The organism is Ruegeria sp. AE3, assembly GCF_056542225.1.
The window spans coordinates 173,101-198,381 of the sequence record NZ_JBQFZL010000001.1 but is presented as its reverse complement, the minus strand read 5'-3'; the positions used below and the strand labels follow the sequence as shown (position 1 = coordinate 198,381).

The window sequence follows — 25,281 nt, the reverse complement described above, 5'->3', positions numbered from 1 at the left end:
ATCGATAGACAGACATGTCAGGATCGGCTACCCCAAATGCAACAAAAGACGACCACACAAGTGAGTGAACCTTCATGACCGATTTTGCAGCAACCAAAGCCATGTTCGACCTGCCCGAGGGCGTGATTTATCTGGACGGCAACTCGTTGGGTCCGCTGCCTAAAACGGCTGCGTCTCGTGTGCAGAACATGCTGACCGAGGAATGGGGGCAAATGCTGATCACCGGCTGGAACAAGGCCGGTTGGATGGGCCTTCCCACTGAGCTTGGAGATCGAATTGGCCGCCTGATCGGTGCCGAGCCGGGCAGCGTCGTGACCGGCGACACCCTGTCGATCAAGGTTTATCAGGCCGTGTCCTCTGCTCTTGAACTGAACCCGACCCGCAAGGTTGTGCTTTCCGACAATGGGAACTTTCCGTCAGACCTGTACATGGTCGATGGCCTGCTGCGATCCCTTGGGGGCGCATACGAACTGCGCGTCGTCGACCCGCAGGGCGTCGCAGATGCAATCACCGAAGAGGTCGCGGTCCTGATGCTGACCGAAGTGGATTACCGTACGGGCCGGATGCACGACATGAAAGCGCTGACGGAACTGGCCCATGCCAATGGTGTCGTGACGGTTTGGGATCTGGCGCATTCCGCAGGTGCTATCCCCGTTGACCTTGCAGGGTGCAATGCCGATTTCGCAGTCGGGTGCACTTATAAATACCTCAATGGCGGCCCCGGTGCGCCCGCTTTCATTTATGTTGCGCCCCGACTGGCAGATAGTGTGCGCCCGGCCCTGTCCGGCTGGCTGGGGCACGAAGCGCCCTTTGCCTTTGACCTGGACTATCGGCCCGGAAGCGGGATTGAGCGTATGCGCGTTGGAACACCTCCGATCATCCAAATGACCGCACTTTCGGCGGCCATGGATATCTGGGATATGGCCGACATGGCGGATGTGCGCGCCAAATCCATTGAATTGACCGAGCTTTTCATCCGTCGGGTCGAGGCGACCTGCCCCGACTTGCAATTGGACAGTCCGCGTGTTCCCGAGCAGCGTGGCAGTCAGGTTTCATTCCGCTTCAGGGAAGGCTACGCCGCGATGCAAGCACTGATCGCGCGTGGTGTCGTTGGAGATTTCCGCGCACCTGACACAATGCGGTTTGGTTTCACGCCGCTGTATATCGATGAAAGCGATGTCGAGCGTGCAGTCGGGATTCTGGCGGATGTCATGCAGAACAAGCTTTGGGACACGCCAGAGTACAAAACCCGGCAGCGCGTTACCTGATTTCCAGCCCAGCTCCGATCAGGGCAGCCAGCTGTTTGGTGCGCCTTTCAAATTCCTCGGCGTCTGACGCGGTCAGCTTGATCCCCTTCAGCGTGACCGTAAGTGTTTTCGCCGTCTCTTCAGGCGTGTCAAACAGGCGAACGCGGCCAGCATCCTGCTCTCGCCTCAGCCATTCGGCATAAAGCGCGGCAAGTTCCCCTTCGCCCCGCTCGACAATATCGATGGCCATGGATTTGGTTGTGTCCAGCATCTCAATCCCATGCGGCGACGCCAAAATCGCAGCCATACCCTCGGTCTGGGCATGGATCGCCTTCCTGGCAATGTCCGAAACCGAGCCTTCGCCGTTCAACGCCTCGGCCACCGCTACGGTCTTTTCCTCGTAATGCCGTTCGGTCAGCTTGCGAACGATCGCTTCCTTGTTCCTGAAATACAGATAGACCGCTGGCCGCGACATCCCTGCACCGCGCGCAATGTCATCCATCGAGGTCTTGCGGAACCCGTATGCGGAAAAGGCCTGAAAAGCAGATGCTAGGATCGCTTTCTGCCGGGATTCGTCACTCGTATCTTTCATAAGAAAATCTCTGACATTCTTTGTTTAATTTGTCAATTGACAGACTGACACTTTACAACCATTATGTCAGAACCTTCCACAGATACAAAAAGGTGCGCCATGGCGACGGCCCTGAAGATTAACGGAACTCCCCATCAGATCGACCTGCCGGATGATGTCCCCCTGCTTTGGGTTCTGAGGGATGAGGTTGGCCTGACCGGCACTAAGTTCGGCTGTGGCGTCGCCGCTTGCGGGGCCTGTACGGTTCATATCGATGGCGAGGCCGTACGCTCATGCCAGGTGGCGCTGTCGAATGTCTGGGGCGAGGTGACCACAATCGAAGGCGTCGGAACGCCAGAAGCGCTGGCTACGATCCAGCAGTCCTGGGCTGATCATCAGGTGGCGCAATGTGGCTATTGCCAGTCGGGCCAGATCATGCAGGCCGCTGCCCTGCTTGCGCAAAACCCTGCGCCCACGGACGCAGAGATCGATGAGGCGATGCAGGGAAACCTGTGCCGCTGTGGCACCTACCCTCGCATCCGGGCCGCGATCCACGACGCAGCATCCAAGTTGAAGGAGGCATAAGAGATGGCTTCTGTTGGCAAAATTTTCCGCCGTACGTTCCTGATCGGCTCAGCCGCAATTGTTGGCGGCGTCGCCTTTGGCGCGTATTATGTCACCCGCCCTGCCCCCAACCCGCTGAAACCGAAAGAAGGTGAAGCGACACTGAACCCCTTCGTGCTGATCGATCAGAATGGCGTCACCCTGTTCGCGCCCCGTGCCGAGATGGGACAGGGCGTGAAAACCACGTGGGCCGCGCTGATCGCCGAAGAACTGGATGTCGATCTGGATCAAATCACCGTCCTGCACGGTCCGGCAGCAACCGCCTATTACAACTCAGCCATGATGGGCGAGGGACTGCCAAACAAGGGCTACGACATCTCGGACTTCCAGCACAACTTAGGTGAAGCACTGGGTGTTCTTGGCAAGGCCCTAAGCCTGCAAGTCACAGGCGGCTCAACCTCGATGAAGGACGGGTTCGAGAGGATGCGGCAAGCCGGCGCTTCGGCCCGTGAAACGCTGAAACGCGCCGCCGCTGATCGGTTGGGGGTCGCGCCCTCGGACCTGAAAACATCTTCAGGCCATGTCATCGCCCCGAACGGTGACAAGATCGCTTATACCGATCTTGCAGTGGAAGCGTCCGGACTGGAACCCGTCGAGGTACCTTTGCGAGACCCGTCCCAATGGCGTTATCTGGGCCGGACACAACCGCGACTGGACATGATGGGCAAAGTGACAGGCACTGCCGAGTTTGGCATCGATGTTCGCCTGCCCGGTATGAAATTTGCTGCCGTGCGCATGAACCCCAAACTGGGCGGCGCGATGAACAGCTTTGACGACAGTGCTGCAATCTCCATGCCCGGGGTCGAGAAGGTTGTTGATCTGGGCACAGGGGTTGCCGTGATCGCGAACAACACATGGCTGGCCAACCAGGCGGTCGAGGCTATTGAGATCGACTGGGGCGATGCGCCATATCCACCTGATACGGACGGCATTTTCTCAAAGATTGCCGAGGCGTTTGACGACGCGCCGAACTCGACTATGCGCGACGATGGCGATGTCAGCATGACGCCGGATGGCGCGACCGAGATCACTGCCGAATACCAAGTGCCCTATCTGGCGCACGCCACGATGGAGCCGATGAATGCCACCGCGCTCTATACCGGAGATGCTCTGGAGCTGTGGTGCGGCAATCAGGCCCCGACGCTGATCCGGTTTCGCGCTGCGAATACCGCAAATCTGGACACTGAGGCTGTTCAGATTCACACCACCTATCTGGGGGGTGGGTTTGGCCGCCGGGGTGAGCTGGATTTTGGGGAAATCGCCACCAAGGTCGCGATGGCCGTGCCTGGCATACCGGTCCAGACAACCTGGAGCCGCGAAGAAGACATGCGTCACGACTACTTCCGCCCCGGCGCCATCGCCCGGATGCGCGGCGCTGTTCAGGACGGCAAAGCCGTTCTCATTGACGGCAAGGTTGCGGCACAGTCCTGCACGCAACAGGCGGTCGAGCGTTACACCGGCTTCCCTGGAGGCGGACCCGACAAAGTGCTGGTCGAAGGGTTCTTCAACCAACCTTACGCCGTGCCAAACTACCGGATGAGCGGCCACGTCGCTGATCTGGCTGTCCCGGTAGGCTTCTGGCGTTCGGTCGGCAACAGCCACAACGGCTTTTTCCACGAGACCTTCATGGACGAATTGGCCCATGCCGCAGGGCGCGACCCGCTGGACTTCCGGCTAGAGCTAATGAGAACCGAACACGCCCCGTCTGCCGGATGTCTGGAAGCGGTCAAGGAAATGTCCAACTGGACCGGGAAAACACCTGACGGCGTAGGCCGTGGCGTAGCCTTCACCTACAGCTTCGGCACGCCGGTGGCTCAGGTTATCGAAGTTGTCGACGAAGACGGTGCCATCCGCATTCACAAGGCCTGGATCGCCTGCGACATGGGGCTGGCGCTGGACCCGGAAAACGTCAAGGCGCAGATGTTTGGCGGCATGATGTATGGCCTGTCGGCTGCATGTTTCGGCGCGATCACCTTTGCCGACGGGGAAGTCGAGCAGTTCAACTTCCCTGACTATGACGCCCTTCGTATGCATACCGCGCCACAAGTCGAGGTGCGCGTTCTGGAGACCAATCGCCATATGGGCGGCGCTGGTGAGCCCGGCACGCCCCCCTCGATGCCCGCACTGGGCAACGCCCTGTTTGATCTGACGGGAAAACGCGCGCGCAGCCTACCGCTGGTCAATCAGTTCAACCTGCTGGTCTGATTGCCATTTACCTTCCCCTGCACCGGTCCGTCGCGCACCCGCGCGGTCCGGTGCCCAAGTCAGGCTGATTTCTGAACTGCCTGACAGGCAATCCCCGCCGCCCATCCCCGCACAGCCATGCCGAAGGCTTCGAACAAGGGGCGTGAAACCGGGTCGTTGATCGCATCCCATTCGGGATGCCATTGCACGGACAGCGTGAATCCGGGCGCGTCCTTGACGTAAATCGCCTCGGGCGTTCCGTCCGGAGCATGCCCATCGATCACCACACGCTGTCCGATGCACTTGATCCCCTGCCCGTGCAGCGTGTTTGTCATGACCTCCTGCGCACCAAACAAGTCGTGGAACACACCATTTTTGGTCAGTTTCACAACATGGCGCAGTGCAAATTTTTCCTCAAGTGTACCATCGGGCGGCATCCGGTGGTTCATCCGCCCCGGCAAATCGCGAATTTCCGGATAGAGCGTTCCGCCCATGGCCACGTTGACCTCTTGAAATCCGCGGCAAATGCCCAGAAACGGCTGACCCCGGTCCACACAGGCCCGAACCAACGGCAAGGTGATTGCGTCACGCGCGCGGTCAAACTCTCCATGCGCCTCGGTTGCAGGTTCACCATATTCTTCGGGATGCACATTGGGGCGGCCGCCGGTCAGAAGGAACCCGTCGCAAACCTCCAGCAACTCCTCAACCGATACATATCGGGGATCGGCGGGGATCAGCAGCGGCAAACATCCCGATACGTTCGCCACAGCGTCAGAGTTCATCGTCCCCCCTGCATGGGTCGGGTATTGATCGTTCATGAGGTATGAGTTGCCGATAATACCAACAACGGGTCGAGACATTCCGCTTTCCTTGTTATTCATCCCCTTGGAAAGGAAGCTAACCGCAGCTTCACAGTCGTGCAAGAATACACCTCCTGCGTGACAGCGCAGGGACGTGTTCAGGGGTGCACAAATTTTCTCCCGACATTCAGTCCAGTCCCGGCACGTTTTCCCAGCACCAAACTTCAAGTTGGGAACATGCGCCAAGTCATTACTTTGACGGAGCTGCTCTCTTTGGTCGGATCTATATCTCTCCGTCCAACCCGGCGGCCTCAATTCCCGCCATCGCAACGGCAGCATCGTTTTCTGACGTGTCGCCGGTCACCCCTACGGCACCGATCACGTCCCCTTTTCGCCCCCGCAGCAAGACCCCGCCCGGAACTGGTACGACCTGCCCGCCATACACTCCGTTTACCGCCGCCATAAAGTAGGCTTGCGCCTCGGCCCGCTGCATCTGTGCCGTGCCCGCCATACCCAGCATGACAGAGCCATACGCCTTGCCATGCGCAATCGCAAAGCGGCCCGGTGCGGCATCATCCTCGCGCTCGAACGCGATGACGTGGCCGCCTGCGTCCAGAACAACCACTGAAAGTGGCTTAAGCTCCATCTCGCGGCCTTTCTCAAGTGCTTTGCGGATAATGGTACGGGCTTTGCGAAGGGAAACTTCCATGTGCATTCCTGTGTCTGCATGTCGAAAGAAGAAAAGGGGGGCGGATCGCCCCCTTCGTTTTACGCTGTGGCCGCCTTCAATTCCAGACGGCGCGCGTGCAGGACCGGCTCGGTGTAGCCCGAGGGCTGCACACGACCTTTGAACACAAGGTCACAAGCCGCCTGAAAAGCGATTCCGTTAAAGCCCGGCGCCATCGGGACATAACCCGGATCACTTGCATTCTGGCGATCCACGACAGCCGCCATTTTCTGCATCGCAGCCATCACCTGTGCCTCGTCGACAATGCCATGATGCAACCAGTTGGCCAGTGCCTGAGACGAAATTCGGCAGGTCGCACGGTCTTCCATCAACCCGATGTCATTGATGTCGGGGACTTTGGAACATCCCACGCCCTGATCGACCCAACGCACGACATAGCCCAGAATGCCTTGTGCATTATTCTCGACCTCGCGCGAGATTTCCGCGTCGCCAAGATTGCGCCCCCCCAGCAGGGGAATGGTCAGCAAATCGTCAAGTGTTCCTCGGGCACCCGCCATTGCGATCTCGTCCTGACGGGCCAGTACGTTGACCTTGTGGTAATGTGTGGCGTGCAGCGTCGCAGCTGTGGGCGACGGCACCCAGGCGCAGGTCGCACCAGCCAGCGGGTGACCGATCTTGGCCTCAAGCATGTCGCCCATCCGGTCCGGCATCGCCCACATGCCTTTGCCAATCTGCGCCTTGCCTTTCAGGCCACAGGCCAAACCGATATCGACATTGCGGTCTTCATAAGACGCAATCCAGGGCGTGTTCTTGATGTCGCCCTTGGGCAGCATCGGCCCGGCCTCCATCGAGGTATGAATCTCATCCCCCGTCCGGTCCAGGAAACCGGTGTTGATAAAGGCGACGCGCGATTTCGCGGCGCGAATGCACTCTTTCAGGTTTACCGACGTGCGGCGTTCCTCATCCATGATCCCCAGCTTTACGGTGTTGCGCGGCAGACCCAGAATGTCTTCGACCATGTCGAAAATCTCGACCGCAAAGGCAACCTCTTCCGGCCCGTGCATCTTGGGCTTCACAACATAAACCGACCCTTCGACCGAGTTCCCCCCATCCCGTTGCAGGTCACGCATTGCGATCAGAGTGGTGCAGAGTGCGTCCATCAACCCTTCGCCAATCTCGCGCCCTTCGGCGTCCAGAACGGCCGGGTTCGTCATCAGGTGGCCGACATTCCGCACCAGCATCAGCGACCGGCCTTTCAGGGTCGCCTGCTCACCTGTCGGTGTGGTGAAAGTCAGATCCTCTGCCAGCTTGCGGGTAAACGTGGTGTCGCCCTTGGTGACGTCTTCGGTCAGATCACCCTTCATCAGGCCCAGCCAGTTGCCATAGGCAACGACCTTATCCGCCGCATCAACACAAGCGACCGAGTCTTCACAGTCCATAATCGTTGAAAGAGCGGATTCCAGCCGGACGTCTGCTATACCTGCGGGATCAGAGGCGCCGATGGCTCCAGTCGGATCGATCATGATCTGAATATGCAGGCCATTGTTTTTCAGAAGCACAAAAGCCGGCTTGTCTGCCGCGCCACCGAAACCAACAAATTGATCGGGGTTTGCCAGTGCCGGGGAAAGAGCACCTTCTTCGACATGCAGTCCCGACACGTCGGCCCAAGACCCACCAGCCAGAGGTACAGCGTCATCCAGAAAGGCTTTCGCCCATGCAATCACCCGTGCACCGCGCGCCGCATCATACCCACCGCCTGTTGGCAGATCGCCTATCGCATCGGTGCCATAAAGCGCATCATACAAGCTGCCCCATCTCGCATTCGCCGCGTTCAGCGCAAAGCGTGCGTTGGTGATCGGCACAACAAGCTGCGGCCCCGGTGTCAGCGCGATCTCGGGGTCGACATGCGTCGTGTCGATTTGAAACCCGTCGCCTTCCTCGACCAGATAACCGATTTCCTTTAGAAAAGCCTGATAGTCAGTGGGATCAATGCTCTGACCCTTGCGCGCAATATGCCAGCCATCGAGGCGCCCTTGTATTTCGGCCCGCTTGGCCAGAAGCGCGCGGTTTTTCGGCCCCAGTTCAGAAACCAGTCGTGCCAGACCCGCCCAGAAATCCTGCGCCGACACACCCGTACCCGGCAATGCCCGCGTCTCGATAAACTCTGCCAGTATTGGATCGATCTGCAGCCCGCTCAGGGTTTGTCTGCCACTCATCTTCCTGCTCTCCTGCGATTGTGTGCCATTGTATGCGTAAGTGACTTAGGCCGAAAGTTTCCGATAGGCAACTTTCGACTTTGCGTTAGGGTTATTCGGATCGAACGGAAGCTGTTTCAAAAACAACAAGGGAATGGCGGGGGCCAGTTGCAGCTCTGGAACGATGCCCCTAACGTCGCGCCAGACACGAACCGATGCGAGGCCCCCATGCGCGACGCTGCCCCCACCACGATCTTCCTGAAAGACTACACTCCATTTGGTTATCTGCTGGACAGCGTGCACCTGACCTTCGATCTGTCGGCACATGCAACACGGGTCACGTCGCGTATCGCGTTTCGTCCAAACCCCGACGCCTCCGACCGCACCTTTTTCCTGCATGGCGAGGATCTGAACCTGATCCGCGCCTCCATTAACGGAACCGAAGTTTCGCCTGACGTCACAGACAAGGGCCTGACCGCCGATGTCCCCGACGCTCCGTTCATCTGGGAAGCCGAAGTTGAGATCGATCCGGGCAACAACACGGCGTTGGAGGGGCTTTATATGTCGAACGGCATGTATTGCACCCAGTGCGAGGCGGAGGGTTTCCGCAAGATCACATATTACCCGGATCGCCCCGATGTCATGTCCACCTTTACCGTGCGTATCAATGGCGACCTGCCGGTTCTGCTGTCGAACGGCAACCCCTCGGGCAAGGGCGAAGGATGGGCCGAATGGACCGACCCGTGGCCCAAGCCTGCCTATCTGTTTGCGCTTGTCGCTGGGGATCTTGTGGCCCATCCCGACCGGTTCACCACCAGATCAGGCCGGGATGTGGCGTTGAACCTGTGGGTACGCCAGGGGGATGAGGGCAAATGCGCCTTCGGAATGGAGGCGCTGAAGAAGTCCATGAAATGGGACGAAGATGTCTATGGCCGGGAATACGATCTGGACGTCTTCAACATCGTCGCCGTCGATGACTTCAACATGGGCGCGATGGAAAACAAGGGGCTGAACATCTTTAACTCTTCGGCTGTTCTGGCCAGTCCCGAAACCTCGACCGATGCCAATTTCGAACGGATCGAGGCGATCATCGCGCATGAGTATTTCCACAACTGGACGGGCAACCGCATCACCTGCCGCGACTGGTTCCAGCTGTGTCTGAAAGAAGGCCTGACCGTCTTCCGCGATGCACAGTTCACATCCGACATGCGCTCGGCCCCCGTAAAGCGCATACACGACGCCATCGACCTGCGGGCGCGGCAATTCCCCGAGGATAACGGCCCGCTCTCGCACCCGGTCCGGCCCGAAAGCTTTCAGGAGATCAACAATTTCTACACGGCCACCGTTTACGAAAAAGGTGCCGAAGTGATCGGCATGTTGAAACGGCTGGTCGGGGATGAGGCCTATGCAAAGGCGCTGGACCTCTATTTTGACCGCCATGACGGGCAGGCCTGCACGATCGAGGATTGGCTGAAGGTGTTCGAAGACACCACAGGCCGCGACCTGACCCAGTTCAAACGGTGGTACAGCCAATCGGGCACGCCGCGTTTGACCGTATCTGAAGATTGGGCCGACGGGACCTATACCCTGACACTGAAACAGCGCACCGATCCCACACCGGGTCAGGCAGAGAAACTGCCCCAGGTGATCCCGGTCGCTGTTGGCCTGCTGGGGCCAAACGGGGATGAGGTCCGCACGACTGAAGTGCTGGAACTGACAGAGGCCGAGCAGAGCTTTCAGTTCACCGGGCTTGCGACAAGGCCCACAGCTTCGATCCTGCGCGATTTCTCGGCACCGGTCATTCTGGAACACGATCATTCAAACGCCGAACGCGCGTTTCTGCTGGCGCATGACACAGATCCGTTCAACCGCTGGCAGGCTGGCAGATCGCTGGCGCAAAACACCTTGCTGCGGATGATCTTGGACGAGGCAACCCCAGACGCCGATTACCTTGACGGGCTGCTGGCCGTGCTGCGCGACGACACGCTGGACCCGGCCTATCGCGCCTTGATGCTTGGGCTGCCGACGCAATCCGAACTGGCTGCGGCCTTGCATGAACGCGGCCAGACGCCCGATCCGATGGCAATCTGGTCGGCGGTCGAAACGCTGCGGCAGGCCACGGCACAGCACGTGCAGGATCTGCTGCCCCGCCTGCACAGCGAGGCGTTGGTTGATGGCCCCTACAGCCCGGATGCCGAGCAATCAGGAAAACGCGCCCTTGGCAGCGCGGCACTGGCGCTGACTTCTCGTCTGGACGGAGGGGCAATGGCGGCCACTGTGTATGCCAAAGCGGATAACATGACCCTGCAACTGACCGCCCTGTCCTGCCTGCTGCGCGCCCGCAAGGGCGAGGCGCAGCTGGCCGCCTTCTATGACCAATGGCAGCATGACCGGCTGGTCATGGACAAATGGTTTGGCTTGCAGGTGACCATGGCCGCACCAGAGGCGACACCGGAAACGGCGAAGGCATTGACCGGGCATCCCGACTTCAACTGGAAGAACCCGAACCGGTTCCGCGCTGTTATGGGCGCGCTGGCGATGAACCACGCAGGGTTCCACCAACCGGATGCTGCCGGGTACAGCCTGCTGGCCGATTGGCTGATCCGCCTTGATCCTGTGAACCCGCAAACCACGGCACGGATGTGTTCTGCCTTCCAGACCTGGAAACGGTACGACGCCGGGCGTCAGGACCTGATGCGCGCACAATTGTCCCGCATTGCGGAAACTCCGAACCTGTCGCGCGACACGACGGAAATGGTATCCCGCATCCTCGGCGCATGACACCCTACAGCTTTACCCGTCGCAACCGGAACACGCGAACACTGGTCATTCTGGCAAGCATCTACGCGACCCTGCTGGCTCTGGTCATCCTGTTCGACGCGGTTTGGTGGGTTGTTGGCCTGCTGTCTCTGGCCACCCTCCCAGCGCTATGGGACGTGATCCAGAACACCAGCGCCGGGGTGCAGCTGGACGCGGATGCAGTGTGCTGGTTCACGGGTAATCGTAAGGGCGACATCCCAATGCGGGATATCGACCATTTCCAATTTGACACCCGGTGGGACTTTTCCGTTCGCGTATCCATCGTCCTGAAATCCGGGAAACGAATCCGGCTGCCAGATGAGTCTCTGCCTCCGCATCGGGATCTGGAAGCCATTCTGAGACAGGCAGGTTTTCGCGTAAACCGTCATCATTTCACTGTTTTCTGAAACACTGCGTGATCTACGGACGCATTGGACACAAAAAACAAAGTTTATTGAGCAAATCACTTGAATTGAGCCTGATACCTCGCCAGACTTCAGACTCAGTTAAGTGTTTTTACAGTTTTGAGTTTTACCATGTTTCGGTCGTTAAGGGCGTTGTTTGCCCAACCCATATCCAATCCCACGGACGCCTCAGAAGATCTGTGCGCAACGAAATCTGCACTGGCCGCTGCCCTGCCTGAACATGGGCAGCTCAACATTCCTGTGGCGACATCGAATTGCGACAATCTGATTGGACATTCTACAATCGAACATGGGCGCTATCTGGCCAGACAGGACCGCTGGACCGAGTTGTCCGAAGAAATGCGTGCAGCGGATCAGGATCGTGCCGCCGTATCGGATGGTATGCCGATTGCCGATCTTTTGGCGTTCGGGGCCAGATCTGACGTGGTTCTGGCTGCGGAACATGCGCTGTCGGACGGCAAGGCCATATCCGATTACGATTTGCTGGGTGGTATTTCGGAACTGGAAGGCGAGTTGTCTGACAATCCTGGTGATCCGATGATCGCTGCCGTTGTGGCGCTGGCCCATATCGATCTGGCCTGGGCCTGGCGCGGGAACGCCACGGACACGGCCTTGCCGCCCTTGCACCGCTCGCGCTGTGCCGCTCATTTCGACCGGGCCGCTGCGATCTTGCCCAAGTGCAAGGCGGATGCGTCGGACAGCCCTCTGATTGCGGCCGCCGGTTGTGCCCTGTTGGCCGGGCAGCGCAAGTCAAACGCCCGCGTTGCCGATGAGTACGAGCACCTGATCACACTGGACCCGCACAATCAGCGTCACATGCGCGCGATGGGCAGCCATCTTTTGCCCCGGTGGTTCGGCAGCTACGCAGAACTGGAATTACAGGCACTGCGCAATGCCGTCCGGACACAGGATATCTGGGGCGCAGGTGGATATACGTGGGTGCAATTCGATGCCATCGCTTTGGACGAAGAGGCCTGCGCACAGGTCGATGTCGAATATTTCCTTGAAGGATTGCGCGATATCGTCGGTCTGCGCCCTGATCAGCAGATGATCAATATGTTGTCGGCCTATTGTGCAATCACCATTCAGAATGGTCACGGGCTGAACGAAAAAGCAGACAATGTCCGCGCCCAGATGCGCGACACCGCAAACTGGCTGATCCGCGATCACCTGACCGAGCTTCACCCCCTGATCTGGGCCCATGCCGCCAACGGGTTCAACAACTCGGTCCGCATCAACTCGCCCGAGCGGTTTGCTGCGCGCGGTCAGCGCGACGCGCTGCGCGCTATCTCGGATCTGTTCCGGGATGAACTGCGCAGCGGCAAGGATGTAACCTTCACACCGTCTGGTCTGCAGTTTTCCAAGAACTGAACGCGTCAGGATTCCCCCTTGCCCCTAGGCCCTGCCGGGCCTAATACGCAGGCTTAGACTTCTGCGGAAATGAGGCGCGCCATGCTCGACCTGACACACGAAATGCCCAAACCCAAAACCATTGCCGGGGCCAAGCACGATTGGGAACTGGTGATCGGAATGGAGGTGCATGCGCAGGTCTCATCCAATGCCAAGCTGTTCTCGGGCGCGTCCACCAAATTCGGGGCCGAGCCGAACTCGAACGTGGCCTTCGTGGATGCGGCAATGCCGGGGATGCTGCCGGTGATCAACGAGTTCTGCGTGGAACAGGCGGTGCGCACCGGGCTGGGCCTGAAAGCGGATATCAACCTGAAATCGGCCTTTGACCGCAAGAACTATTTCTATCCTGACCTGCCGCAAGGTTACCAGATTTCCCAGCTTTATCATCCTATTGTGGGCGAAGGCGAAGTGCTGGTCGAGATGGGTGACGGCACTGCGCGCATGGTGCGGATTGAACGTATCCACATGGAGCAGGACGCAGGCAAATCGATCCACGACATGGACCCGCACATGTCCTTTGTCGACCTGAACCGGACCGGTGTCTGCCTAATGGAGATCGTCAGCCGCCCTGATATTCGCGGGCCGGAAGAGGCCGCCGCCTATATCGCCAAACTGCGCCAGATCATGCGCTATCTGGGCACCTGCGATGGCAACATGCAGAACGGCAACCTGCGGGCGGACGTCAACGTCTCGATCTGTTTGCCGGGTGCTTATGAGAAGTATCAGGAAACACAGGACTTTTCGCATCTGGGCACCCGTTGCGAGATCAAGAACATGAACTCGATGCGGTTCATCCAGCAAGCCATTGAAGTCGAAGCCCGCCGCCAGATCGCCATTGTCGAAGCCGGTGGCAAGGTCGAGCAGGAAACCCGTCTGTATGATCCGGACAAGGGCGAAACCCGGTCGATGCGGTCCAAGGAAGAAGCGCATGATTACCGCTATTTCCCCGATCCCGACCTGCTGCCGCTGGAGATCGAACAGGCATGGGTGGACGATATCGCCGCCCATCTGCCAGAACTGCCTGACGACAAAAAAGCGCGCTTTATCAGTGAGTTCAGCTTGACCGACTATGACGCTTCAGTGCTGACTGCTGAAGTGGAATCGGCGGCCTATTTCGAAGAGGTCGCGCAGGGCCGCAATGGCAAACTGGCCGCGAACTGGGTGATCAACGAGCTGTTCGGGCGTCTAAAAAAAGAAGACCACGACATCACGGAGTCGCCGGTTTCTCCGACGCAGCTGGGTGGGATCATCGACCTGATTTCGTCCAATGCCATCTCGGGCAAGATCGCCAAGGACCTGTTTGAAATCGTTTATACTGAAGGCGGTGACCCGGCGCAGATCGTCGAGGATCGCGGGATGAAACAGGTCACCGACACCAGCGCGATCGAGGCTGCACTGGACGAGATCATCGCGGCCAATCCGGCCCAGGTCGAGAAGGCCAAAGTGAACCCGAAACTGGCGGGTTGGTTCGTGGGTCAGGTGATGAAAGCGACCGGCGGCAAGGCCAACCCGAAGGCCGTTAACGATTTGGTCAGCAAGAAGCTGAGCTCCTGAACCTTACAATTTGTACAAGCCTGCCAGTGGCAGTTGTCAGGTTTGTACAATCAGATTTCCACGATTTCTTAAGAAATGGGGTCAGCTCATCGGCTTGACTTCGCCTGTGATTGCACCCTTTCTTCCGACCCAGAGAGGTGAGGTATCATGCAGAACAGATTTGATCAGGAACTCGAAGATCGGCTGGTGCGTTACGCGGCGATCGACAGTCAGAGCGACGAGACCTCGGCGACCACGCCGAGCACACAGATACAGTTCGACATGCTGAACCTGCTGAAGCAGGAACTGACCGAGATCGGCGCAAAGGATGTGACACTGACAGGTGACAGCGTGGTCGTCGCGAGCATCCCCGGCACCGCGCCCGGCCCGACGGTGGGCTTTCTGGCGCATGTGGATACGGCCCCCCAGTTCAATGCAACGGGCGTCAAGCCGCGGGTGATCAAGGGATATAACGGTGGCGACATTTCCTTTCCGGACAATCCGGATTTGGTGTTGTCCCCGGACGAGAACCCCTATCTGGCCGAGAAGATCGGACATGACCTGATCACGGCGTCGGGTACCACCCTGCTGGGCGCGGATGACAAGGCCGGGGTGTCGATCCTGATGACCATGGCGCGGCATCTGATCGAAAACCCGGATATCCCGCACGGGCCTATCCGCATTGCCTTTACCCCGGATGAAGAGATCGGGCGCGGCGTTACCGAACAGCTGCCCAAGGATCTGGGGGCGGATTTCGCCTATACTCTGGACGGTGCCGAAGTGGGCGAGATCGAATATGAAAGCTTCTCGGCCGACCGCGCCGTGATCCGGATCGAGGGGGTATCGATCCACCCCGGACTGGCCAAGGACAAGATGGTGAACGCAGCCCATCTGGCGGCAAAGATCGTGCAGACCTTGCCGCAGGCCACCATGACGCCCGAAACAACCGATGGCCGCGACGGGTTCATCCATGTCACCGACATGAGCGGTGGATCGTCCGAGATGGAAATCAAGCTGATCCTGCGCGATTTCGAGATGGAGGGCCTTGAGGCGCAACGTGACATCGTGCGGCAGGTCTGTGCGGCCGTGCAGGCCACGGAACCGCGCGCGACCATCACCTGCGATATCAGCCACCAGTACAGGAACATGCGCTATTGGCTGGAAAACGACATGACACCGGTTGATCTGGCGCGCGACGCCTGCCGCGAGCTGGGGATCGAGCCGCTGTCGGTGCCGATCCGCGGCGGCACCGACGGGTCGCGCCTGACCGAGTTCGGCACCCCCTGCCCCAACCTGTTCACCGGAATGCAGTGCATTCACGGGCCGCTGGAGTGGATTTCGGTGCAGGACATGGCAGTGGCGACCGAGCTGTGCCTGTCGGTTGTGACCAAGGCGGCACAGGCTAACGGCAATAATCAGGGCTGAAAACCGCCGCTCGGGCGACGGCCCTTTCACCCCGGGGTCAGCGTGGTAAGTTGGCGCGAACAGGTATTTAGGAACACTTGATGCAGCTTTTTGAATACAAGGTCGTCCCCGCGCCGCAAAAGGGCGTGAAAGCCAAGGGCGTGAAAACGGCCGAGGGCCGCTTTGCGGTCTCGGTCGAACAGGTTCTGAACCAGATGGCGCAGGACGGCTGGGAATACCAGCGCGCCGAGCTGCTGCCCAGCGAGGAACGCTCGGGCCTGACCGGATCGACCACAAACTGGCGCAATGTGCTGGTGTTCCGGCGGGTCGTGGCCGAGGAAGTCGATGCGTCGGTGATCGGAGAAGTGCCCGAGTTTGACGATACCCCATTGGCCCAACCGATCCCCGGCCCCGGTGTGGTGGCCGCGCCGAAACCAATTTCAGAAGAAGCGAATGAACCGCCTTTGTCGTTGAAAAGCCGGGACTAGGTTGACTAGGACACTGACACCGCCAATGACAAGAAAGACGCCTGAGACGGATCAGGGTTTGACGTGCGGTTACACCTGCAACACGGTGTGCACCGCAGTTTGAGCAGCCCGCCCGCGGGCAGGTTTGGCGCTGCGGGCGCGATATGTGCTTATCAACCCAGCGAAATCTGTGGCATGTTAACCGAAAAACCGGGAGGGACTTTGAAATGGGTATTCGGCAGACACAGGGGCGGGCACGCCTGTATGACAGCATCCTTGATACAGTCGGCGATACACCCTGTATCCGGATCAACCGGATCGCGCCGGAGCATGTGACCGTTTATGTGAAGTTCGAAGCGTTCAATCCGGCGGGGTCGGTCAAGGACAGGCTGGCGCTGAATATCATCGAGGCGGCAGAACGGGACGGGCGGCTGAAACCCGGTCAGACGGTTGTCGAGGCGACATCGGGCAATACCGGGATCGGGCTTGCCATGGTCTGTGCGGCCAAGGGATATCCGCTGGTCGTGACGATGGCCGAGAGCTTTTCGGTCGAGCGGCGCAAGCTGATGCGCTTTCTGGGCGCCAAGGTTGTTCTGACCCCCAAGGCACAAAAGGGGTTCGGCATGTATACCAAGGCCAAGGAACTGGCCGAGGAAAACGGGTGGTTTCTGGCCAGCCAGTTCGAGACCGCAGCCAATGCCGATATTCACGAGAATACGACCGCACGGGAAATCCTTGCGGATTTCGAAGGCACGCAGCTGGATTACTGGGTCACGGGATATGGCACCGGCGGCACGGTCGCTGGGGTGTCACGAGTGTTGCGCAAGGAGCGGCCCGATACGAAAATCATCCTGACCGAACCGGCAAATGCCGCCATCGTGTCGTCAGGCTATGTGAATACGCGCAACGACGATCACCAGCCCACCGAAAGCCACCCCAATTTCGAGCCGCACCCGATTCAGGGCTGGACGCCGGATTTCATTCCATGGGTCCTTCAGGAAGCCATCGACAACGCCTATTACGACCAGCTGATCCCTGTTCCGGGGCCGCAAGGGATTGAATGGGCGCGCCGCCTTGCCTCGGAAGAGGGGATATTCACCGGGATCTCGGGCGGGTCGACCTTTGCGGTGGCCATGAATCTGGCGGAAACCGCGGCGCCGGGATCCGTCATGCTGGTGATGCTGCCGGATACGGGCGAGCGTTACCTGTCGACGCCTCTGTTCGAGGGGATCGAAGACGTCATGACGGATGAGGAATATGCGATCTCGGCCTCGACCCCGTCGGCGCAGATGAGCGCGGAATAGGGCGCAGCGTCAGGTTCCGATATCCAGCGCCAGCGCGTGGATGCGGGGCACGATATCGCCCAGCGCCTTGTGCACGGCCCGGTGACGGGCGACGCGGGATTGACCGGCGAATGCGGCGGCGCGGATGCGGACGTTGAAATGGCTTTCGCCGCCTTCCCTGTGACCTGCATGGCCGCGATGGCTTTCGCTGTCGTCGATCACGTCAAGCTCATGCGGGTCAAAGGCGGCTTGCAGGCGGGTTCGGATTTCGTCGGTCACGCTCATTTTTTTGCTCAGCGGCAAAATTTTTGCCGCCCCCCTCTTCTACTTTCGGCTGCTTAGACTAAACTGCTGCCTCCGAGTCGAAAAGATGCGTTCGTGAGGATAGAGCATGGCGAAATCAGACCCCTTCGGATTCGATATGTCCGTTTCCAGCGCCAAGAAAAAGAACCCGCGTGGGCGCCGGGGCATGTCAGGCGCGTCCGAGACCTCGGTCCGGATCTGCGATCACGACGGGTGTGACGAGCCGGGCAAGTTCCGCGCGCCAAAGGCACCGGATGTTCTGGATGACTATTTCTGGTTCTGCCAGCAGCACGTGCGCGAGTATAACCAGAAGTGGAACTTCTTCGATGGGACCACTGAGGCCGAGCTGAACGCGCAACGCTCGAAGGACAAGGTTTGGGAACGTGAGACCAAGCCGATGGGAGACCCGGAGGCGCGCGCCTGGGCCCGTCTGGGCATTGAGGACCCGCATCAGGTTCTGGGCGCCAACAGCACGCAGAACAAGGGGCGCACCTCGGGTGGTGGCGGACGTCGCCTGCCCCCCACTGAACGCCGTGCAATCGAGATTCTGGAAGCCCATGACAGCTGGTCCAAAACCGAAGTGCGCAAGGCGTACAAGAAGCTGATCAAGGTGCTGCATCCGGACATGAACGGCGGCGACCGGTCGCAGGAAGAGCAGTTGCAAGAGGTCGTCTGGGCCTGGGACCAGATCAAGGACAGCCGGAATTTCAAGTAAGGCCGCCGTCAGTCGCCAGCTGTTTACACAGTTTGAACGGATTGTGAGGATGCTGTCTGGAAACCTGTTTCAATTCCCGCAATAGTAGTGGGAATTGAAACAGTGCTTTTCCCGGAGCAACCGCTGTGCGTATGCCTTTCTTTTTGCTGCTTGCCTCACTTTGCGGGCTGGTCGTGGCGCAGTTCTATCCAACCGAGATGGACTGGCTTTTCCTTTTGGCCCTGCTTTGTGTGTTCGCCAGTACGATCCTTCTGATCCGGGCCTGGTTCGGCTGGCGCAGGGCCAACACATGGATCATCGTGGACGGGTCGAACGTGATGCACTGGAAAGACGGCGCACCGGATCTGGCAACATTGCGGCAGGTTCTGGCCAGCCTGAAGCAAGCCGGGTTCAAACCGGGAGTCGTGTTCGATGCTAACGTCGGGTACAAGGTCGAAGGGGAATACATGAACGACCGGGCGCTGAGCCGCGCCCTGGGCTTGCGGGCCAAGCGGGTCATGGTCGCGCCCAAAGGCACGCCGGCAGATCCGTTGATCTTGCAGGCGGCGCGGGACAGCAAGGCACGTATCGTTACAAATGACATGTTCCGGGACTGGGAGGACGAGTTTCCGGATGTGTTGAAAGCGGATCGTCTTGTGAAAGGCGGTTTTCGCAAGGATGAGCTTTGGTTTTCGCTTTGACCACGCGACCATAGCTTTACGCATCGATCCGGGTTTCGTAGCGTTCAGGGATCACACTGACGTGGCCTTGCCCCGACAGAACAGTTTTGGATGCAAGGACCGTGGCACGCAAAGAGCAGAAACCGCCAAACGCGAAGATCCCGCCGGATCATCCGTTTTCTGACATCGTCAGCGATTCGTACAGGGTTTTCGCCTATCCAAAGCCGAGCAGTATCGAGGTTTGCGAAGGCTGCTGCATGGACGCCGATATTGAGGCGGACTTCTTCACGCCGTCCATTGCCGAGCTGCCCCTGCATTACGTTCAGGACTGGTTCTTTGCCGCTTGTGATCCCGCGGGGATAGCCCGCGAAACATGGGGGTACCTGCTGCCCCGGATCCTAGAGATTCTGTCCGTGGACGAAGACCCCGCCAGTGTTGGGCTGGAGGTGAGCCTGAACCGGTTTGAAACCGGTAACCCGGATAACTGGTCACCCGAGGAGTGGCAGATTCTGGACCGGTTCCAGCGCGCGTATCTGAAACGCGAGATGGCACGGGAACGCGGCTGTCTGGACGATACGCTTTGCATGTTCGCCCTGGCAGGGTGGCCGCTGGAGTCGCTGTTCGAACAGGTCGCCGCAAGCCCGGATACCGAATTGGTGCTGCGTCTGTGGCGCGATTGGTGTGCATATTGTATTCCGGGGCGGGACTCGATCTGGATCACCGCGTTCTGGAACAGCCCGGGCAATACGCGAGCCTTTGAGTTTTACACCTCGGAAGCTATGCACGACAGGATGACCCGCATCGCGTTCGCCGAGGACACTCCGGAGGATATCGCGGAAAAGGCGCTGGCCGTGGCCAGTGTTATCGAGACCCATGCCGATTGGGGCATAGGCGGGTTGAACGGCCCATAATGCCCGTGCCATGCGCGAATGATGTTGGGTCGATGTCCCGGAGGATGAAGGCGTCAAACCTTGTTCGGTTGATCCCCGATTAGCAACTTCTGCACTTATGCAGTTAACAGCGGGGCGTGATCCGAGCGCGCACCAACAGCGGCGCCACGATTTCCGTTATGTGGGCCTAGTCTGCGAACATGTCTCGCAACGCGCGTGCCTCGCGCCCGGTCAGGCAGCTTAGGCACGTTTGGGGGTGCGGTCCTGCGTCTGAAAGTAACCCCGGAAAGAGCGCGCGCAGTTCCTCGACATCGTCGCGATGCAGTGATTTCAGCGCCATATCGCCCGGAAACAGGCTTTCGCTTTGCAGGCCGTGCGAGGTGAGGATCACATGTTCGGCGCAGGCGATGTGGTAATATGTCACCGCATCGCCCGTCGTCACCTGCCGGATGGTATCATCGTTGACCAGATGAATGGCCGCGCAGAACACGCTTGGTGCGCCAAAATATAGCTCGGCCCGCCAGCCCCCCAGCACGACCCGGTGTTGCGGAGAAAGGTAAAGATCCCTGTCCGGCAGGCCCTTGCCCATCGCATCGCGCCGGATGCAAACCGGGTTGAATTGGGGCCGGACGCGCAGGATTTGCGCGCTGAGCGTTCGTTTGCCGATCCATTCGATGGGCAGCGTGGTCCCACCGGCCACGCAAACCCGATCGCCCACGGCCAGATCTTCGACCGGGCGCGGACCGCAATCCGTTTCGATCAGGGTGCCCGAGACAAAACAGGGTGGATCGGTCGGGTTCAGATCAACCGGGGTAATCTTCCAGTTGCCTGTGGTCATCGGGCCTGTTGGGTTATTGGCATCCCAGGCGTAGATCTGCCCGCCGACCTGAATGAACTCTCCGGATTCCCCGGTTCCGCGATAGTTTCCCTGGCCAAGATAGGTGTAGGGCTGGAAGGTCGTGCCCCCATCAAACGACACCATCGATCCGCTGATGATCGCGGGTTGTGTCGTGTTCTGGACGATGAGATCGTTCTGGCCCGTCGTATTGACGGTGTGGAGAAGAGCGTTAAATGCCACCGGGAGTCACCGCGGCTTTGCAGGCAATTTCTAACGTCTGCCTGTCATTCGACACGGAGCGACACCCCGGTAAGGCCTGCGCTTGGCATTCCTGCTTCACCAACACCCGATCACTTACAAAACGCCCCATAAGACCATATTATATGCCTGATAAGGTCATCCTCTACAACATGTAGATTGTTGAATACCTACCTGCGTGCAGCCTTTCGGACACATGGTTTGGCGGGTGCGTCCGAATGGCAGCACTGTCATTGTTGATGAACGCGGCTTGATCTGCGTCTTGTTCCCATCGCGACCAAGGATCGTCCGCGCGTCAATAGGGCCAGTTTGAAAGAAAAACCTGCTCACCTTTCGGAGCGGGCCGCTTTCCCTTGCCCTTGTCCGCAATATGTTGCACCACACACGGGTTCAAACCCGGTGAGCGGGGCAAAGGATAAGGACAAGGCGCATGGCTGACGGATCGATCGATGTAAACGCAAAACCCACCGAAGATATCTCGGTCCGTGACGTATTTGGCATTGATACGGACATGAAGGTCAAAGGGTTTGCCGAAGCCACCGACCGTGTGCCCGTGATCGACCCGACCTACAAGTTTGACCCCGAGACAACATTGGCGATCCTGGCGGGCTTTGCCCATAATCGCAGGGTGATGATTCAGGGCTATCACGGCACCGGCAAATCGACCCATATCGAGCAGGTCGCCGCCCGTCTGAACTGGCCCGCTGTGCGCGTGAACCTGGACAGCCACATCAGCCGGATTGACCTGATCGGCAAGGACGCAATCAAACTGCGCGATGGCAAGCAGGTGACCGAGTTCCACGAGGGCATCCTGCCCTGGGCCCTGCGCAACCCCGTGGCCATCGTGTTCGACGAATATGACGCGGGCCGCGCCGACGTGATGTTCGTGATCCAGCGGGTGCTGGAACATGATGGCAAACTGACCCTGCTGGACCAGAACGAGATCATCACGCCGAACCCGTGTTTCCGCCTGTTTGCCACCGCAAACACCGTGGGTCTGGGCGATACCACGGGGCTGTACCACGGCACGCAGCAGATCAACCAGGCACAGATGGACCGCTGGTCGCTGGTCTCGACCCTGAACTATCTGAGCCATGATGCCGAGACGATGATCGTGCTGTCGAAGGCGCCGCATTACAACACCGCCGAGGGCCGCAAGACCGTCAGCCAGATGGTCACCGTGGCCGACCTGACCCGGACCGCCTTCATGAATGGCGACCTGTCCACCGTCATGAGCCCGCGGACCGTGATCAACTGGGCGCAGAATGCCGAGATCTTCCGCAACGTGGGTTATGCTTTCCGCCTGTCGTTCCTGAACAAATGCGACGAGTTGGAACGTCAGACCGTGGCCGAGTTCTATCAGCGCTGCTTTGACGAGGAATTGCCGGAAAGCGCGGCGAGTGCGAGCTTGGGCTAATTGGTGATACGACAAACGATAGGTGCAGCGTTAATTTCGTTGCCCTCTCTGGCGCACGCCGAACTATCTTCAAGCGTTTTTCCGACCGGTGCTTCAGAAGTCGAGAAGATCAAACACTGTGTGGCTGTGAACTATGCCAACGCACTAGCTGGACTAGTTGGTTCGGAGATAGCCAACTTGTCCTCTAAGCCACGCGAATACTACTTTGGCGACAAAGTTCAGACCAACCTACCCGCCGACTGGATTCTTGAGGCCATAGGAGGAATGTCGGTTTTAGCAGATGCGCAAAAAGTAGCACTCGGCTGGGAAAAAAACTGGCGAAGCCAAGGCGAAACCTACTGGGCACCGATCAAACTTAACGATGGCGAACCTTACAATGTTCACGAAGGCAGACTTCTCGCTGCCCACACAATTGCATGTGCAGAATTCACGCACGCCATCACTATTAAGTATGGTCGCGGTTTCTACTCGAAAAACACCCAGGAAGTTTCGCTACCTGAGTAACTCCTAACTGGTGAGTGATTAGCTGGGACTGTAGGTTATATGGGGCAAGTGCATCTGATTGCATAAGAACCTGCTGTAGAGGTGTGCTGGTTCGATGGGAAAAGGGGGTTGGCCCTATGGTCAAGGCCCCGGAATAGCACTAGGTTGCCGGGACAGAACAAGACCGGACCTGCCTGATGAGCAAACCCAACGACAACCCCGCTGATCCGTTCAAAAAAGCGCTGGCCGAGGCCACCAAGGTCATGGCCAACGACCCTGAGCTGAACATCTCATACACGGTCGACCCATCAGGTCTGTCGGGCGAGGCGATGCGGCTGCCGCAGGTGTCGCGCCGTATGACGCGGGAAGAGGTTCTGCTGGCGCGCGGCACGGCGGATGCGCTGGCCTTGCAGCGTCGGTATCATGATGACGCCACCCATGCGCGCTATGCGCCTCCGGGGGATATGGCGCGGGACTTGTACGAGGCGATGGAGACGGCGCGTTGCGAGGCGATGGGTGCGCGGGATATGCCCGGCACCGCCAGCAACATAGACGTCAAGATCGGGCATGAGGCGATCCAGCGCGGCTATGACCAGTGCAAGCAGCCTGCCGATGCGCCCTTGTCGGTGGCGGCGGGTTATCTGATCCGGCATCTGGCCACCGGGCGCGATCTGCCGCCTGCGGCCGAGAACATCATGAACCTGTGGCGCGGGTTTATTGAGGAACAGGCCGGTGGCGTCTTGGAGAACCTTGATGACGTGCTGTCGGATCAGGCGGAGTTTGCCAAGTTCGCGCGGCAGATGATCAAGGATCTGGGCTATGGCGATCAGCTGGGCGATGACCCCGACGAGCTGGACGACGATCAGGAAGATCAGGCCGAGGACGACGCCGAGGAACAGCCCGATCCTGACAGCACCGGTCAGGATGATCAGGACGATCAGGACGCGGATGCGACCCCTGAGCAGACACAGGAAGAGCAGCAGGATCAATCTCAGGCGCAGGTCTCGATGGATGAGATGGCCGAGGATGAGCTGGGTGACGAGGCGGAGATGCCGGATGGCGAAGCGCCGCTGGAGCCGCCTGCCCCGCCGCCCGCATCCGAGGCCGACCCGGATTACAAGGTCTATCTGAGCACGCATGATGAAGAGATTGCGGCCGAAGATCTGGCCGAGCCTGCGGAACTGGAACGGCTGCGGGCCTATCTGGATCAGCAGCTTGAACCTTTGAAAGGGGCGGTTTCGCGCCTTGCCAACAAGTTGCAGCGCCGATTGCAGGCGCAACAGAATCGCAGTTGGGAATTCGACCGCGAGGAAGGCATTCTGGATGCGGGCCGTCTTGCGCGCGTTGTGGCAAACCCCACCACACCGCTGAGTTTCAAGGTCGAGAAGGATACCGAGTTCCGCGATACGGTGGTGACGCTGTTGCTGGACAATTCGGGGTCGATGCGGGGGCGTCCGATCTCGATCGCGGCCATTTGTGCCGATGTTCTGGCGCGGACGCTGGAGCGCTGCAATGTGAAGGTCGAGATTCTGGGCTTTACCACGCGGGCGTGGAAAGGCGGACAGGCGCGCGAGGCATGGCTGAACGATGGCCGCCCGCAGCAACCCGGCCGCCTGAACGACCTGCGCCATATCATCTATAAGGGCGCCGATGCCCCATGGCGGCGGGCGCGGCCCAATCTGGGTCTGATGATGAAAGAGGGCCTGCTGAAGGAAAACATCGACGGTGAGGCGCTGGAATGGGCGCATCGCCGGATGATCGCGCGGCGCGAGCAGCGCAAGATTCTGATGGTGATTTCGGATGGAGCTCCGGTTGATGATTCAACGCTGAGCGTGAACCCCGCCAACTATCTGGAGAAGCACCTGCGCGATGTGATTGCCATGGTGGAAAAGCGCAAGATGGTCGAGCTGCTGGCGATTGGCATCGGTCATGATGTGACCCGGTATTACGACCGTGCGGTGACGATCACCGATGTGGAACAGCTGGCTGGTGCGATGACGGAACAACTGGCGGCTTTGTTCGACAGTGATCCACGCGCGCGGGCGCGGGTGATGGGGATGAAAAAGGTCGGCTAGGCTGGCCTTGCCT

General features: G+C 59.2%; 22 protein-coding genes. 16 read left to right on the top strand and 6 right to left on the bottom strand.

Going from position 1 to position 25,281, the window contains the following annotated elements:
* The first annotated feature begins 74 nt into the window (after window positions 1-74).
* A complete protein-coding gene (gene kynU / locus ACR0NZ_RS00975; protein WP_480516342.1) occupies window positions 75-1,268 on the top strand; it encodes a kynureninase in 1,194 nt (397 codons plus the stop codon).
* Here kynU and ACR0NZ_RS00970 read toward each other — a convergent pair.
* A complete protein-coding gene (locus tag ACR0NZ_RS00970) occupies window positions 1,261-1,839 on the bottom strand; it encodes a TetR/AcrR family transcriptional regulator (RefSeq protein WP_480516340.1) in 579 nt (192 codons plus the stop codon). The two genes, kynU and ACR0NZ_RS00970, sit on opposite strands and share 8 nt — an antisense overlap.
* Window positions 1,840-1,938: 99 nt before the next feature.
* Between ACR0NZ_RS00970 and ACR0NZ_RS00965 the strand changes: the two genes are divergently transcribed.
* The gene (locus ACR0NZ_RS00965) at window positions 1,939-2,403 is read left to right on the top strand and encodes a (2Fe-2S)-binding protein (protein ID WP_480516338.1); all 465 of its coding nucleotides are present in this window, start codon (window positions 1,939-1,941) and stop codon (window positions 2,401-2,403) included.
* Window positions 2,404-2,406: 3 nt separating this feature from the next.
* Window positions 2,407-4,647 carry a xanthine dehydrogenase family protein molybdopterin-binding subunit gene (locus tag ACR0NZ_RS00960; RefSeq protein ID WP_480516336.1) on the top strand — a complete coding sequence of 747 codons (2,241 nt, stop codon included), beginning with the start codon at window positions 2,407-2,409 and terminating at the stop codon, window positions 4,645-4,647.
* 59 nt (window positions 4,648-4,706) lie between these two features.
* Here ACR0NZ_RS00960 and ACR0NZ_RS00955 read toward each other — a convergent pair whose 3' ends face one another.
* The 3 genes from ACR0NZ_RS00955 to ACR0NZ_RS00945 form a co-directional block, all read right to left on the bottom strand.
* The gene (locus ACR0NZ_RS00955; RefSeq protein ID WP_480516334.1) at window positions 4,707-5,486 is read right to left on the bottom strand and encodes a gamma-glutamyl-gamma-aminobutyrate hydrolase family protein; all 780 of its coding nucleotides are present in this window, start codon (window positions 5,484-5,486) and stop codon (window positions 4,707-4,709) included.
* A 223-nt stretch (window positions 5,487-5,709) separates the two neighbouring features.
* Complete coding sequence (locus tag ACR0NZ_RS00950; RefSeq protein WP_480481817.1) at window positions 5,710-6,135, bottom strand: GlcG/HbpS family heme-binding protein; 426 nt, start codon at window positions 6,133-6,135, stop codon at window positions 5,710-5,712.
* A 59-nt stretch (window positions 6,136-6,194) separates the two neighbouring features.
* Window positions 6,195-8,330 carry a malate synthase G gene (locus ACR0NZ_RS00945; RefSeq protein ID WP_480516332.1) on the bottom strand — a complete coding sequence of 712 codons (2,136 nt, stop codon included), beginning with the start codon at window positions 8,328-8,330 and terminating at the stop codon, window positions 6,195-6,197.
* A 207-nt stretch (window positions 8,331-8,537) separates the two neighbouring features.
* On the opposite strand from ACR0NZ_RS00945, the gene pepN reads away from it, so the two are divergent.
* The 7 genes from pepN (at window position 8,538) to ACR0NZ_RS00910 (ending at window position 17,651) form a co-directional block, all read left to right on the top strand.
* A complete protein-coding gene (gene pepN / locus ACR0NZ_RS00940) occupies window positions 8,538-11,090 on the top strand; it encodes an aminopeptidase N (RefSeq protein WP_480516330.1) in 2,553 nt (850 codons plus the stop codon).
* Entirely contained in the window at window positions 11,087-11,515 is a 429-nt protein-coding gene (locus ACR0NZ_RS00935) for a hypothetical protein (RefSeq protein ID WP_480516328.1), read from the top strand. Before pepN ends, ACR0NZ_RS00935 begins: the two co-directional genes overlap by 4 nt.
* A gap of 129 nt (window positions 11,516-11,644) precedes the next feature.
* Entirely contained in the window at window positions 11,645-12,904 is a 1,260-nt protein-coding gene (locus ACR0NZ_RS00930; protein WP_480516326.1) for a hypothetical protein, read from the top strand.
* An 81-nt stretch (window positions 12,905-12,985) separates the two neighbouring features.
* The gene (gene gatB / locus ACR0NZ_RS00925; protein ID WP_480516324.1) at window positions 12,986-14,497 is read left to right on the top strand and encodes an Asp-tRNA(Asn)/Glu-tRNA(Gln) amidotransferase subunit GatB; all 1,512 of its coding nucleotides are present in this window, start codon (window positions 12,986-12,988) and stop codon (window positions 14,495-14,497) included.
* Window positions 14,498-14,644: 147 nt separating this feature from the next.
* Entirely contained in the window at window positions 14,645-15,901 is a 1,257-nt protein-coding gene (gene pepT / locus ACR0NZ_RS00920) for a peptidase T (protein WP_480516322.1), read from the top strand.
* A gap of 80 nt (window positions 15,902-15,981) precedes the next feature.
* Window positions 15,982-16,368 carry a DUF4177 domain-containing protein gene (locus ACR0NZ_RS00915; protein ID WP_480516320.1) on the top strand — a complete coding sequence of 129 codons (387 nt, stop codon included), beginning with the start codon at window positions 15,982-15,984 and terminating at the stop codon, window positions 16,366-16,368.
* 206 nt (window positions 16,369-16,574) lie between these two features.
* Window positions 16,575-17,651, top strand: a complete 1,077-nt coding sequence (locus ACR0NZ_RS00910; protein WP_480493815.1) for a PLP-dependent cysteine synthase family protein — start codon at window positions 16,575-16,577, stop codon at window positions 17,649-17,651.
* Window positions 17,652-17,660: 9 nt separating this feature from the next.
* Here the strand turns inward: ACR0NZ_RS00910 and ACR0NZ_RS00905 are convergent, their stop codons facing one another.
* Entirely contained in the window at window positions 17,661-17,915 is a 255-nt protein-coding gene (locus tag ACR0NZ_RS00905; protein WP_209597754.1) for a BolA family protein, read from the bottom strand.
* A gap of 106 nt (window positions 17,916-18,021) precedes the next feature.
* On the opposite strand from ACR0NZ_RS00905, the gene ACR0NZ_RS00900 reads away from it, so the two are divergent.
* The 3 genes from ACR0NZ_RS00900 (at window position 18,022) to ACR0NZ_RS00890 (ending at window position 20,218) form a co-directional block, all read left to right on the top strand.
* Window positions 18,022-18,648, top strand: a complete 627-nt coding sequence (locus ACR0NZ_RS00900; RefSeq protein ID WP_480475989.1) for a J domain-containing protein — start codon at window positions 18,022-18,024, stop codon at window positions 18,646-18,648.
* Between the two features lie 131 nt (window positions 18,649-18,779).
* The gene (locus tag ACR0NZ_RS00895) at window positions 18,780-19,328 is read left to right on the top strand and encodes an NYN domain-containing protein (protein WP_480517720.1); all 549 of its coding nucleotides are present in this window, start codon (window positions 18,780-18,782) and stop codon (window positions 19,326-19,328) included.
* 101 nt (window positions 19,329-19,429) lie between these two features.
* Window positions 19,430-20,218, top strand: a complete 789-nt coding sequence (locus tag ACR0NZ_RS00890) for a hypothetical protein (protein ID WP_480516318.1) — start codon at window positions 19,430-19,432, stop codon at window positions 20,216-20,218.
* A gap of 166 nt (window positions 20,219-20,384) precedes the next feature.
* Here ACR0NZ_RS00890 and ACR0NZ_RS00885 read toward each other — a convergent pair whose 3' ends face one another.
* Window positions 20,385-21,275, bottom strand: a complete 891-nt coding sequence (locus ACR0NZ_RS00885; protein ID WP_480516316.1) for a Hint domain-containing protein — start codon at window positions 21,273-21,275, stop codon at window positions 20,385-20,387.
* 448 nt (window positions 21,276-21,723) lie between these two features.
* Here ACR0NZ_RS00885 and cobS point away from each other — a divergent pair, with 448 nt between their 5' ends.
* The 3 genes from cobS to cobT all read left to right on the top strand — a co-directional run bounded on the left by cobS (window position 21,724) and on the right by cobT (window position 25,268).
* Window positions 21,724-22,710: a cobaltochelatase subunit CobS gene (cobS, locus tag ACR0NZ_RS00880; RefSeq protein WP_480475981.1), complete on the top strand. Its 987-nt coding sequence runs from the start codon at window positions 21,724-21,726 to the stop codon at window positions 22,708-22,710.
* 3 nt (window positions 22,711-22,713) lie between these two features.
* Window positions 22,714-23,214: a hypothetical protein gene (locus tag ACR0NZ_RS00875; RefSeq protein ID WP_480516314.1), complete on the top strand. Its 501-nt coding sequence runs from the start codon at window positions 22,714-22,716 to the stop codon at window positions 23,212-23,214.
* A 176-nt stretch (window positions 23,215-23,390) separates the two neighbouring features.
* Entirely contained in the window at window positions 23,391-25,268 is a 1,878-nt protein-coding gene (cobT, locus tag ACR0NZ_RS00870) for a cobaltochelatase subunit CobT (RefSeq protein WP_480516312.1), read from the top strand.
* Window positions 25,269-25,281: the final 13 nt, after the last annotated feature.